The 13,096-nt window shown below is 64.8% G+C and carries 12 protein-coding genes; all 12 read left to right on the forward strand.

The window, feature by feature from the left end:
• Positions 1–5: 5 nt before the first annotated feature.
• Positions 6–293 (forward strand): mercury resistance system periplasmic binding protein MerP, encoded by a 288-nt coding sequence (merP, locus tag FFS13_RS16660; protein WP_137820185.1) that lies wholly within the window; start codon positions 6–8, stop codon positions 291–293.
• Complete coding sequence (locus FFS13_RS20190) at positions 290–502, forward strand: GDCCVxC domain-containing (seleno)protein (RefSeq protein WP_137820186.1); 213 nt, start codon at positions 290–292, stop codon at positions 500–502. The genes merP and FFS13_RS20190 overlap by 4 nt, the downstream gene beginning before the upstream one ends.
• 958 nt (positions 503–1,460) lie before the next feature.
• Positions 1,461–1,985 (forward strand): TlpA disulfide reductase family protein, encoded by a 525-nt coding sequence (locus tag FFS13_RS20195; protein WP_305956020.1) that lies wholly within the window; start codon positions 1,461–1,463, stop codon positions 1,983–1,985.
• 6 nt (positions 1,986–1,991) lie between these two features.
• A complete protein-coding gene (locus tag FFS13_RS16675; RefSeq protein ID WP_137820188.1) occupies positions 1,992–2,735 on the forward strand; it encodes a cytochrome c biogenesis CcdA family protein in 744 nt (247 codons plus the stop codon).
• 138 nt (positions 2,736–2,873) lie between these two features.
• Positions 2,874–3,716, forward strand: coding sequence for a sterol desaturase family protein (locus FFS13_RS16680; protein WP_137820189.1), 843 nt, complete (start codon positions 2,874–2,876; stop codon positions 3,714–3,716).
• A 136-nt stretch (positions 3,717–3,852) separates the two neighbouring features.
• Positions 3,853–6,282 (forward strand): heavy metal translocating P-type ATPase, encoded by a 2,430-nt coding sequence (locus FFS13_RS16685; protein ID WP_137820190.1) that lies wholly within the window; start codon positions 3,853–3,855, stop codon positions 6,280–6,282.
• A gap of 29 nt (positions 6,283–6,311) precedes the next feature.
• Positions 6,312–6,386, forward strand: a complete 75-nt coding sequence (locus tag FFS13_RS16690) for a MerR family DNA-binding transcriptional regulator (RefSeq protein WP_256657936.1) — start codon at positions 6,312–6,314, stop codon at positions 6,384–6,386.
• 98 nt (positions 6,387–6,484) lie between these two features.
• Positions 6,485–6,841: a hypothetical protein gene (locus tag FFS13_RS20200; RefSeq protein ID WP_137820191.1), complete on the forward strand. Its 357-nt coding sequence runs from the start codon at positions 6,485–6,487 to the stop codon at positions 6,839–6,841.
• A gap of 98 nt (positions 6,842–6,939) precedes the next feature.
• Complete coding sequence (locus FFS13_RS16700) at positions 6,940–8,196, forward strand: TolC family protein (protein WP_137820192.1); 1,257 nt, start codon at positions 6,940–6,942, stop codon at positions 8,194–8,196.
• Positions 8,193–9,443, forward strand: a complete 1,251-nt coding sequence (locus FFS13_RS16705) for an efflux RND transporter periplasmic adaptor subunit (RefSeq protein WP_256657934.1) — start codon at positions 8,193–8,195, stop codon at positions 9,441–9,443. The genes FFS13_RS16700 and FFS13_RS16705 overlap by 4 nt, the downstream gene beginning before the upstream one ends.
• A complete protein-coding gene (locus FFS13_RS16710; protein WP_137820193.1) occupies positions 9,440–12,598 on the forward strand; it encodes an efflux RND transporter permease subunit in 3,159 nt (1,052 codons plus the stop codon). The genes FFS13_RS16705 and FFS13_RS16710 overlap by 4 nt, the downstream gene beginning before the upstream one ends.
• Entirely contained in the window at positions 12,595–12,813 is a 219-nt protein-coding gene (locus FFS13_RS16715) for a copper-binding protein (protein WP_137820194.1), read from the forward strand. The genes FFS13_RS16710 and FFS13_RS16715 overlap by 4 nt, the downstream gene beginning before the upstream one ends.
• Positions 12,814–13,096: the final 283 nt, after the last annotated feature.

Below are 13,096 nucleotides of genomic sequence, written 5' to 3' on the forward strand. Positions count from 1 at the left end.
TTCCCATGCGCCTATTGCTGATTGCCGCGCTCGCCGCTTTGCCCCTCATAGCGTTGGCTGCAACACCGCAAACCGTCACCCTGGATGTGAAGAATATGACGTGTGGACTCTGCCCGATCACGGTCAAGAAATCGTTGGAGAAGGTACCCGGCGTAAGTGCCGCCAAGGTCAATTTCGACAACAAGACCGCCACCGTCACCTTCGACCCCGACAAGGCCGCGCCGGATGCCCTCATCGAGGCGACCACGAATGCGGGTTACCCTTCCACCCTTCAGAAGCGAACCAGCCCATGAGCACCGTAGTCCTCGAGTCCGTGCTGAGGTGCCCGCACTGTGGATTTGCCAAGCAGGAAAGCATGCCTACAGATGCCTGCCAGTTCTACTACCAGTGCAGCAACTGCAAGGCACTGCTACGACCCATCCCTGGCGACTGCTGCGTGTTCTGCTCCTACGGTTCGGTTAAGTGTCCGCCAATTCAGGTACAGCGTAGTTGCTGCGGGTAGTGATTCTTCTCCCCATGGATTCTCAGCGACCTGGCATTGCGCGAACTGCTTGCATCAAAGCGCCGCCGAGGACTTGCTGAGCTTCGAAGACGACTCATCATTGACCTGACTGGCTGACTAAAGAAGCAACGCAAGGCGATCTCCCCTTGCCAGTCTTGAACTGGAATGGCCTAAGAACCTGTTCATGATCTGCTGCGCGTCGGCCATGCGGCGTTGAAATCGGGCTAAAAATGCTCATTTACTACTTGTAAACTGCGCTTTTGAGCCCGATTTCGCCTTGCCTGACCTTAGCTCGCGAGATCGTGAACAGGCTCTAAGGACGCCCTGCATTAGTTCTTCCTCGTCATTCCCGCGCAGCTTGTCCCCGCGTAAGCGGGGAGCGGGACCCGAACAGCGCTTTAGCGCTGGCCCGAGGGGTCAATAATCCAGTCTCTACAGAGCGCCGACTCGGCGGGTCAGGAGCGCTACACTCAGTGGGTGGACACCAAAGCGTTCGGTTTCCGCTTGTTCGACCTCACCAACAAGCCGGCGGGCTTGTCCGATCTACAGACAAGGTAGTCGTCCAGAACTTCGTCTACACCCGTTACAAGGACGTGTGTCCGCTACGGAGTGCCTGCAGGCGAACGGCCTCCAGATGGAGGTCGTAGCGACCAACGACTTGGTCAGGATCAAGCAGGAACAGAACATCCCCGAGAAGCAGGATGGCTACCGCGCCATGCGAATTCAGAACTATGTGGTCGAAGGCCACCTGCCGATGGAGTTCATCAACAGGCTCTTGAGGGAACGCCCATGGTCACGGGCTTCTCGGTACCCCGCATGCGCCGCCAGGCAGGGGCGGGCCGAAGCGGGAGCCGTTCAAGCTGTACTGCAGCCGTCGCAGCTGCCGAGCCCAAGTTCAAGGGAACGCTCTAAGCGCACCGGCCTAGTCTGGGTTTGGCGGCTGGCAACCGCAGGCCTCATGGCCCTCGTCCTGCAGGCCGGCAGCCAGGGAGCCGAGCAGGCCGCCGAGCCCAGCACCCGCGCCGGCTTGATGATCTGGCCTCAGTCGATGCCAGTGCCGGAGGTCAAATTCGTCGATGGCGAGGGCACGCCCCACACCCTGGCCGACTTCAAGGGCAAGGTGGTGCTGCTGAATGTTTGGGCAACCTGGTGTGCCCCATGCCGCCAGGAGATGCCGACCCTGGATCGGCTGCAGGCGCAGCTCGGCGGCGCCGACTTTCAGGTCCTTGCGCTCGCCACCGATCAAGACGGGCCGCAGGTCGTGCGGGACTTCTACCGCGAGATCGGCATCCAGCACCTCGAGCTCTATATCGACGACAGCGCCCGAGCGATCTCGAGCCTCAACGCGTTCGGCCTGCCGATCACCTTGCTGCTGGATCGCCAGGGCCGGGAGGTGGGCCGCAAGCTCGGTGCCGCCGAATGGGACAGCCCGGAGGTCATCGAGTACCTGCGCGAGGTCATTGCTTCAACCCAGAGGAATTAGTCGGCGATGAGTCTGAGTAACATCGGCATCCTGAGCGCCTTTGCCGCCGGGATGATCTCGTTCCTGTCACCCTGCGTGCTGCCGCTGGTGCCCGGCTATCTGTCCTACGTCGCCGGTCGCTCGGTAGACGAGTTGCAGGCTTTGAAAGGCCGGCGCGAGCGGCTCGCCGTGATCGGCATGAGCCTGAGTTTCGTACTCGGCTTCACGACGGTGTTCATCGCGCTGGGGGCCAGCGCCACCGCCATCAGCCGGCTGCTACTCGCCCACCGGCAGGAAACCAACCTGATCGGCGGGCTGATCGTGATCGCTTTCGGGCTGTTCATGACCGGTCTGATCAACCCACGTTGGCTGCATATGGACGTGCGCTTCGTCCACCAGCTCAAGTCCACGGGCGGCCCGCTGGCCGCTTACGTCCTGGGCGTGGCCTTTGCCTTCGGCTGGACGCCCTGCATTGGCCCCATCCTGGGCAGCATCTTGACGATGAGCGCCGCCCGTGGCGCCGCCGGCGTCAACGGCATCGCGCTGCTGTCCGTCTACTCGCTGGGTCTGGGGATGCCGTTCCTGTTGACCGCCCTGTTCACCAACTATTTCCTGGCCCACCTGAAGCGGCTTCGCCGTTGGAGCCGGGCGATCCATGTTGGCTCCGGTGTGATCCTGATCCTGATGGGACTGACCATGGTAACCGGCCAACTTTCGGCCTTCGCTTATTGGCTTTTGGAGATGTTTCCGGCGCTGGGCAGGATCGGCTAGCGGTGATCGAGGACCATGCTTTCATGGAAAGAGGCCAAACAACTTTGAGTGACTGTTTCCACGATGCGCCGAAGGCGAGGATCACTGTGCATGGCCGACGACCACGCGCTCTAGCTCGGCGATCACGAAGGAAAGGGCATGTCAGAACTGTTGCTTGAGAACGAGCCGCTTATCCGCATCAGCTTGTTTCTCGGCATTTTTGTCGCGTTGGCGGCATGGGAGGTGGCGGCGCCCCGGCGCCGGCGGGAAATTCCCCGCTTGCTGCGCTGGACCAACAACCTCGGCGTGGTCGTGATCGACACGATCCTTGTCCGTCTCACCTTCCCCGTCGCTGCGGTCGGTCTTGCGTTGCTTGCCGAGGCGCGTGGCTGGGGCCTACTTAACCTGTTCGAACCGCCTGCCGGGCTCGCCTTGCTGGTGTCGCTACTGGCGCTCGATCTCGCGATTTATCTTCAGCATGTGATGTTCCATGCGGTCCCCGCCCTCTGGCGGCTGCACCGAATGCATCATGCCGACCTGGAGTTCGATGTCACGACGGGGTTGCGCTTTCACCCCATCGAGATCCTGCTCTCGATGGGCTTCAAATTCGCCGTGGTCGTCTCGCTCGGACCGCCCGCCATGGCGGTGCTTGTCTTCGAGGCGCTGCTGAATGCAACTTCGATGTTCAACCACAGCAACGTACGCATTCCGCTCGGGCTGGACCGCGCCCTGCGCTGGATCCTCGTCACCCCGGACATGCACCGTGTCCATCATTCCATCCACCCGAACGAGACCAACAGCAATTTCGGCTTCAACCTGCCTTGTTGGGACCGACTGTTTGGAACCTACCGTGCCCAGCCGCAGGAAGGCCACGAAGGCATGACCATCGGCATCGAACAGTTCCGCACCAGCCGTGATCTCTGGCTCGACCGGATGTTGATTCAACCCCTACTTGGTGCGGCAAACGGTTATCCCATCAATCGCGAAGAGGGCAAGAAGTGAATCGGCACCGTCTCATCCCCCGCCCGCAGCTTCGCGCCGGCCTTCGCGGACTCGCCCAGCAATCGAGTTGACGCTTGACCTTGCCCCAATGACAAGGTCCACCCTTGCGCTAGAGAGCTATTTCCGGAGGTTGATGATGACCAGCGCGCTCCCCACGTCCACTGCTGCCCTGCCCGCCGGTTCAGTCCGGCAATGGACGCTCGGCGTAGCCGGCATGACCTGCGCGTCCTGCGTGGCACGTGTCGAGAAGGCATTGACCCGAGTACCCGGTGTTGCTGCCGCCAGTGTCAACTTGATCAGCGAAGCGGCCACTATTGAAGTGGATGCCGACGTCGCGCTGGCACCCCTGCTCCAGGCGATAGTGGGCGCGGGCTATCGCGTGAAGGAAGACGAACTGGACTTGGCCATCGTCGGCATGACCTGTGCCTCGTGCGTCGGGCGCGTCGAAAAGGCCCTGCTGAAGGTGCCGGGTGTGCTGGCGGCCGCGGTGAACCTGGCCAGCGAGGCGGCCCGGGTCCGGGTGGTGTCCGGCGTGGTATCGCTGGCGGCGCTGATCCAGGCGGTAGCGGCCGCCGGCTACGAGGCCAGTGTGCCGGCAGCCGAGGTGTCTGCCGCCGCGCCGCCTCACCGCGACTGGTGGCCGGTGGCTGTGGCCGCCGTGCTGTCCTTGCCGCTCGTGGCGCAGATGCTCGCCGCGTTGTTGGGGGCGCGGTGGAGCCTGCCAGGCTGGGTGCAGTTGCTACTGGCCACGCCGGTGCAGTTCTGGCTGGGCGCGCGTTTCTATCGGGCCGGCTGGCGGGCCTTGCGCGTCGGCAGCGGCAATATGGACCTGCTGGTGGCGCTCGGCACCAGCGCGGGCTACGGGCTGTCGGCCTACTTGCTGGCGACGCATTCCGGTCCAGGCGTCCCGCACCTCTATTTCGAGGCTTCCGCGGTAGTCATTACCCTGGTCTTGCTCGGCAAATGGCTAGAAGCACGCGCCAAGCACCATACCGCGGACGCCATTCGGGCGCTGCAGGCGCTACGACCGGACACCGCCCGCGTGCGGCGCGACGACGTGGAGTACGAGGTGCCAGCGAGCTCACTGATAGTCGGTGACCTGGTGGCGGTGCGACCGGGCGAGCGGGTGCCGGCCGACGGCGTGGTGCACGAAGGACGCAGCCATCTCGACGAGTCGCTGCTGACCGGCGAGAGCCTGCCGGTGGCGAAAGGTGAAGGCGACCCGGTCACCGGTGGCGCAATCAATGGCGAAGGTTTGCTACTGATCGTGACCACAGCGGTCGGCGCGGAAAGCACCCTGGCCCGGATCATCCGGCTGGTCGAAAACGCCCAGGCGGCCAAGGCGCCGATCCAGCGTTTGGTGGATCGGGTCAGCGCCGTCTTCGTACCGGTGGTGCTGGTGGTCGCGGCCATGACCCTGCTGATCGGCTGGTGGCTGACCGGCGAGGTGGCCGGCCCGCTGATCAACGCGGTGGCGGTGCTGGTGATCGCCTGCCCCTGTGCGCTGGGCCTCGCCACACCGACCGTGATCATGGCCGGTACCGGTGTCGGCGCGCGCCACGGCATTCTGATCAAGGACGCGGAAGCCTTGGAGATCGCGCACCGCGTGAGCGTAGTGGCCTTCGACAAGACCGGCACGCTGACACTGGGCAAACCCCAGGTGACGGCGCTGGAGGCGGCGGATGGCAATAGCGTGCGCCTGCTGCAACTCGCCGCATCGGCGCAGGTCGGCAGCGAGCACCCGCTGGCGCAGGCACTTCTGGACAGAGCCCAGCAAGAGGGCGCGACCTTATTACCGACATCCAGGGTCACGGCGCTGCCGGGACGCGGCCTGGCGGCCTCGGTCGCAGGCTGCGAGCTGCGCCTGGGCAGCACGCGGTTGATGCAGGAACTCGGCGTGGATCTGTCGCCGCTCGCGGCGTCCGCGGCGGCGCTGGCCCAGGCCGGCAATAGCCTGTCCTGGCTTGCCGACGTGACAGAACAACCGGTGCTGTTGGGCCTGATCGCCTTCGGTGATGTGCTGAAGCCTTCCGCACGGCAGGCTGTGGCGCGCTTGCACGAACTGGGCATCCGCACCGTGATGATCACCGGCGACAACCAGGGGGCGGCCGCTAGCGTGGCCAGACTGCTCGGCCTCGACGAGGTGCGCGCCGAGGTGCTGCCGGGCGATAAGGCGGCCGTGGTGCAAGCGCTGAAGGCCGATGGCGCGGTAGTGGCGATGGTCGGCGATGGCATCAACGATGCGCCGGCACTGGCGGCGGCCGACGTCGGCATCGCCATGTCGACCGGCTCCGACGTGGCGATGCACACCGCGGGTATCACCCTGATGCGCGGCGATCCGGCGCTGGTGGCGGATGCGTTGGCACTGTCCCGGCAAACCTACGGGCGGATTCTGAAGAGCCTGTTCTGGGCCTTCGTCTACAACCTGGTCGGCATTCCGCTGGCGGCGATGGGACTTTTGAATCCGGTGGTGGCCGGCGCGGCGATGGCGTTGTCCAGCGTCTCGGTGGTCACTTACGCCTTGCTGCTGAAACGTTGGCAGCCGGCACGGCGAGAGCTGGGCTGACTCGGTGACTCAGCGAGCGGAAGGCGTAAATGAACATCGGTGAAGCGGCAAGTGAAGGCGGTTTGTCCGCCCGGATGATCCGCTACTACGAACGCTTTGCTTGAGGCGAGGACAACCGCTTGATCCACGAACACATCCATACGGGTTCTTCCTTACGGATCAGTAATTGTCCGGCCCGTAACCAGCGACTAAACTCCCCCGCATGAAACGCTCCCTGCGGTTTTGCCTCATCTTCCTGATCAGCCTGGCGCTCCCCCTCAGCGGGATGGCGGGCCTCGCAGCAGCGACAGAACCTTGCCCGATGAAAACTGCGGGCATGGCGAAGATGGCGCCTGAAACCAGTACGGATGCGGGGCAGGACTGTTGCCAGGATATGGGCAGTCCCTCCGGTCATGGCAAGCTCTGCAAGCCCGGTCAGGAATGCAAGAGCGGCAGTTTGCTGCAGGTGTCGATCGTGAAGCCTGCCACCCGCTTGGCCAGTCCTCTCGTGCTGTCCCTCTCCAGCGACTTCCTGCCTGTCCGGACCCCGTCCGGGGTGTGGCGACCTCCCCGCGTTTGATTCCTGTTCGACACTGATGTCCTTCGCGCCTCGGCGGGTGGACTGGCCTGCGCGCGCGTCCGCGTTGCGCGCAGCGAATAATCACAGGAATCCAGAACATGAACTCCAAACGCTATTGCACCGGGTGGTCCGCCGTGGCTGCCCTGGTGGCAACCGTGCTGGCATTGCCGAGCCAGGCCGCCCCGCTGACACTCGATGAAGCCTTGCGGCTGGCCGAAGACAATGCCCCTTCACTGAGCGCCCAGGCGGCCAAGCTGCAAGCCGCCAGCAGTGCCGCCATCCCGGCCGGCGAATTACCCGATCCGAAGTTACTGCTGGGCGTGCAGAACTACCCCATCGGCGGTCCCGAGCGCTGGAGTATCGACCAGGACTTCATGACCATGCAGATGGTCGGAGTCATGCAGGAGGTGCCCAACCGCGACAAGCGCCGGGCGCGCATCGAGGTGGCCGAGGCGGCCGTCGACCGAGCAACGGCCGAAAGCCGGGTGGAACGCCTGAACGTCCGTCAGGCCACCGCCCTGGCCTGGATCAGCAGCTACTCGGTGGAGCGCAAACAGGCGCTGTTCCAGAACTTCTTCCGCGAGAATCGCCTGCTGGCCGATAGCGTCCGCGCGCAGATCGCCGGCGGCCGTGCACAGGCCGCCGATGCCGTGACGCCGAAGCAGGAGGCGGCCCTACTGGATGAGCAACAGGACGAACTGATCCGTTTGCGCGCGCAGGCCCGCGCCGCACTCAGGCGCTGGATCGGCCCGGCCGCCGATGAGCCGCTGGCCGGCAGCTTGCCGGAGTGGCCCATCGATGCCTCAGGTTATGCCCATAAGCTGCAACACCACCCCGCGCTGACGGCCTACGAACCAATGACCCGCGAGGCGCAAGCCAAGGTGCACGAGGCGGTGGCGGAGAAGACCTCCGACTGGAGCTGGGAGCTCGACTACCAGCGCCGCGGCCGCGAGTTCGGCGACATGATGAGCGTGCAGCTCAGCTTCGATCTGCCGCTATTTCCCGGCTCCCGGCAGAACCCCAAGATCGCCGCCAAACATGCCGAGCTGAACGCGCTTGCGGCCGAGCGCGAAGTCCTCGCCCGCGAGCATGCCCAGCAACTGGAAGATGACCTGGCCGAATACCAGCGCCTGAACCGCGCCGTGCGCCGCAGCCAGGACAGCCTGATACCCCTGGCCCAGGAAAAGGTGGAACTGAGCATGGCCAGCTACCGCGCCGGCACAGGCGACCTGGCGGCCGTCATCGCCGCCCGTCGCGAGCTGATCGAGGCGCGCCTCAAACATATCGACTTCGAAGAGCAGCGGGCCCTGACCGGCGCCCGGCTGTATTTCACTTATGGGGAGGTTAACCAATGACTGCGCAGATCTGGAAAGGGGCGTTGTTGGCTGGCTTGGCGGCCACCCTCGGCGTTGCCGGCGGCTACTGGTTCGCTCAGCAGCGCATGGATGGAATGCCCGGCGCGGCCGCCGAACCGGGCGCCAGCGCGCAAGACCAGCGCCCGGTGCTCTACTGGTACGACCCGATGTACCCGCAGCAGAAGTTCGACCAGCCGGGCAAATCGCCCTTCATGGACATGCAACTGGTGCCTCAATACGCCGATGCAGCAGCGGATAGCGCAGCGGTCAGCATCGACCCCAGCCTGACCCAGAACCTCGGTCTGCGCCTGGCCACAGTCAGCCGTGGAGCCCTCGCCAGCAACCTGGAGGTGGTCGGCGTGCTGGCGTTCAACGAACGGGATGTCGCCGTTATCCAGGCGCGTACCGCCGGTTTCGTCGAGCGCGTCTATGCCCGCGCGCCAGGCGATGTGCTGACGGCCAATGCAGCGCTGGCCGACCTGTTGGTGCCGGAATGGGCCGCCGCCCAGGAGGAGTTCCTCGCGCTCAAGCGCACTGGCGACGCCGGTTTGCTCACGGCGGCACGCCAGCGCCTGCGCCTCACCGGCATGCCGGCGGCGCTGATCGCCCAGGTGGAGCGCAGCGGCAAGACCCGGCCGATCCTGACCCTCACCAGCCCCATTGCTGGTGTGTTGCAGGAGCTGGATGTGCGGGCCGGCATGACCGTGGCGACCGGCGACACCCTGGCCCGGGTCAACGGCTTGAGTAGCGTCTGGCTCGCGGTGGCCGTTCCCGAGGCCGAGGCCGGGACCATTGCCATTGGCCAGGCGGTCGAGGCACGCCTGCCGGCCTTCCCAGGGGCAGTGCTCGGTGGCACGGTCAGCGCCGTTCTGCCTGAGACGAATCCGGACAGCCGCACGGTTCGCGTGCGGGTCGAACTGCCCAACCCCGACGGCCGCCTGCGCCCCGGCATGAGCGCCCAGGTGCGCCTGAACCGGTCGACTGAACAAAGCCTGTTGTGGGTGCCGAGCGAGGCGGTCATCCGCACCGGCCGCCGTGCCTTGGTGATGCTCGCCGAAGACGGCGGGCGCTACCGCCCGGTCGAAGTACAGCTAGGGCGCGAAAGCGAAGACAAGACGGTGGTGCTGCAAGGTCTAGAGGAAGGCCAGCAGGTGGTCGCCTCCGGCCAGTTCCTGCTGGATTCCGAGGCTAGCCTCAAGGGCCTCCTGCCGCCAGCCACGCCCGAACAGCGGGAGAACCGGCCATGATCGCAGCCCTGATCCGCTGGTCGGTGGCCAACCGTTTCCTGGTGCTGCTGGCCACCCTGTTCGTCACGGCCTGGGGTGTCTGGTCGGTGCAGAGCACGCCTATCGATGCACTGCCGGACCTCTCCGACGTGCAGGTGATCATCCGCACCCCCTATCCGGGCCAGGCGCCGCAGATAGTCGAAAACCAGGTTACCTATCCGCTGGCCACCACCATGCTCTCGGTGCCGGGGGCGAAGACGGTGCGCGGCTTCTCCTTCTTCGGCGACAGCTTCGTCTATGTGCTGTTCGAGGACGGTACCGACCTCTACTGGGCGCGCTCGCGGGTGCTGGAATACCTGAGCCAAGTGCAGAGCCGCCTGCCGGCCGGCGCCAAGCCGGCCCTGGGGCCGGATGCCACCGGCGTGGGCTGGATCTACCAGTACGCCCTGGTGGACCGCAGCGGCGGGCACGACCTGGCGCAGCTGCGCGCGCTGCAGGACTGGTTTCTCAAGTTCGAGCTGAAGACCCTGGCGAATGTCGCGGAAGTGGCCACCGTCGGCGGCATGGTCAAGCAGTACCAGGTGGTCCTCGATCCGCTCAGGCTGGCCAGCCTGGGCATCACCCAGGCCGAGGTGGTCGAAGCCATAGGGCGGGCCAACCAGGAAACCGGTGGCGCCGTGCTGGAGCTGGCCGAGGCCGAGTTCATGGTGCGCGCTTCCGGCTACCTGAAGACGCTGAATGACTTCCGCGCAATTCCCCTCAAGCTCGGTGCCGGCGGCGTGCCGGTGACCCTCGGCGACGTGGCGACCATCCAACTGGGGCCGGAGATGCGCCGCGGCATTACCGAACTCGACGGCGAAGGCGAGACGGTCGGCGGGGTGGTGATTCTGCGCAGCGGCAAGAACGCCCGCGAGACCATCGCCGCGGTCAAGGCCAAGCTCGACGAACTGAAGCGCAGCCTGCCGGCCGGGGTGGAAATCGTCACCACCTACGACCGCAGCAAGCTGATCGACCGCGCCGTGGAAAACCTCAGCCACAAGCTGTTCGAGGAATTCATCGTGGTCGCCTTGGTCTGTGCGGTCTTCCTCTGGCACCTGCGATCCTCGCTCGTCGCGATCATCTCGCTGCCGATTGGCATCCTCATCGCGTTCATCGTCATGCGTTACCAAGGGATCAACGCCAACATCATGTCCCTCGGCGGGATCGCCATCGCCATCGGCGCCATGGTCGACGCCGCCGTGGTGATGATCGAGAACGCCCACAAGAAGGTCGAGGCCTGGCACGCGGCCCATCCAGGGGAAGAGTTGCAGGGCGAGCATCACTGGCAGGTGATGACCGAAGCCGCGGCCGAGGTCGGTCCGGCGCTGTTCTTCTGCCTCTTGATCATCACCCTGTCGTTCATCCCGGTGTTCACCCTTGAAGCCCAGGAGGGCCGCCTGTTCGGTCCGCTGGCCTTCACCAAGACCTATGCCATGGCGGCGGCGGCCGGGCTGTCGGTGACCCTGGTGCCGGTGCTGATGGGCTACTGGATTCGCGGACGGATTCCCAATGAAGCACAGAACCCGCTGAACCGTTGGTTGATCAGGCTCTATCAACCAGCCCTCGACGCGGTGCTGCGCCGGCCCAAGGTCACCCTGCTGGCCGCGGTGCTAGTTTTTCTCAGCGCGCTGTGGCCGATCTCCCAGTTGGGCGGCGAATTCCTGCCGCCGCTGGATGAGGGCGACCTGCTCTACATGCCCTCGGCCCTGCCCGGGCTGTCGGCGCAGAAGGCCGCACAACTGCTGCAGCTGACCGACCGGCTGATCAAGACGGTACCGGAAGTCGAGCACGTGTTCGGCAAAGCCGGACGCGCCGAAACCGCCACCGACCCGGCGCCGCTGGAGATGTTCGAAACCACCATCCAGTTCAAACCCCGCGAGCAATGGCGACCCGGCTTGACCCAGGAGCAGTTGGTGGAGGAACTGGATCGGGTGGTCAAGGTGCCGGGGTTGACCAATATCTGGATTCCGCCGATCCGTAACCGCATCGATATGCTCGCCACCGGGATCAAGAGCCCGATCGGGGTGAAGGTCGCCGGCACCAACCTGATGGAGATCGACCAGATCACCCAGGCAGTCGAGCGCGCGGCCAAGACCGTTTCTGGCGTCAGTTCGGCCCTGGCCGAGCGTCTTACTGGCGGGCGCTATATCGATGTAGACATCGACCGGCAGGCCGCCGCGCGTTACGGGCTCAATATCGCCGATGTGCAGTCGATTGTGGCCAGCGCCATCGGTGGTGAAAACGTCGGGGAGACCATCGAAGGGCTGGCGCGCTTCCCGATCAACGTGCGCTATCCCCGTGAGTGGCGCGACTCGCTCGGCGCCCTGGAGCAACTGCCGATCTACACCTCGCAGGGGAGCCAGATCACCCTGGGCACTGTGGCGAAGATCAAGGTCAGCGATGGGCCGCCGATGTTGAAAAGCGAGAACGCCCGGCCTTCCGGCTGGGTGTATATCGATGTGCGTGGCCGGGATATCGCCTCGGTGGTGGCCGACCTGCGCCGGGTCGTCGGCGAGCAGGTCAAGCTGCAGCCGGGAATGAGCCTGAGCTATTCGGGGCAGTTCGAGTTTCTCGAGCGGGCCAATGCCCGCCTCAAGCTGGTGGTGCCGGCCACCCTGCTGATCATCTTCGTGCTGCTCTACCTGTGCTTCGCCCGCTTCGACGAGGCCTGTTTGATCATGGCCACCCTGCCGTTCGCCCTCACCGGTGGGGTGTGGTTCCTCTACCTGCTGGGCTTCAACCTGTCGGTGGCCACCGGAGTCGGTTTCATCGCCCTGGCCGGGGTGGCGGCCGAGTTCGGCGTGATCATGCTGCTCTACCTGAAGAACGCCTGGGCCGAACGTGAAGACAGCGGCGACAGCACCGAGCGTGGACTGGTGGCCGCGATTCGCGAAGGCGCCGTGCAGCGCGTGCGGCCCAAGGCCATGACGGTGGCGGTGATCATCGCCGGCCTGCTACCCATCCTCTGGGGCAGCGGCACCGGCAGCGAGGTGATGAGCCGGATCGCCGCACCGATGGTCGGTGGCATGGTCACCGCGCCCCTGCTGTCGCTGTTCGTCATTCCCGCGGCCTATCGCTTGATGCGCCGTCGGCACCTCCCCGCTGCATCCACCAACCGCCAAGGAAAAACCGTATGAGGAAAACCCTGGTCGCCGCTGCCAGTGCAGTCGTTGCACTATCTCTTCCCGTCCAGGCCGAGGACATGCCGGGTATGAAGATGGACGGCATGCCCATGGTCTTCACAACAACGGCGGAGCATCTGGAGGGACTGAAGATGGGAGATCGAGTGGCGTTCGGGTTTCGTGCCGAGGGCGTGAACGCCATGATCGCGTCCATTAAGGCAGTGAAGTAACAACGGCATGGATGGCGGGCTCGACGCTCACAAGCTGGTCTCGAGCCAACCATCTCGCAGTTCAGTGGCAGAGCTAACCGCTGGAGGCCCCGCGGCAATGGCTGTCCGCGAGATGAAGAGGTTACTCCTGGCTGGCTTCCCGCCCCCAACACTCCACCCCCTCAAGCCCGCAGCGTTCCTGATAAACTTGCTCCTTCAGGTCACACGCGTTCATTTCATACCCAGCACCAAACGATTTCTACGCCGAAGCCTTTTCGCCCGGCCAAAACCGCTTCACAACAGA

The sequence above is a fragment of the Pseudomonas sp. 2FG genome (assembly GCF_005502935.1).
In the GTDB taxonomy this organism is placed as follows: domain Bacteria; phylum Pseudomonadota; class Gammaproteobacteria; order Pseudomonadales; family Pseudomonadaceae; genus Aquipseudomonas.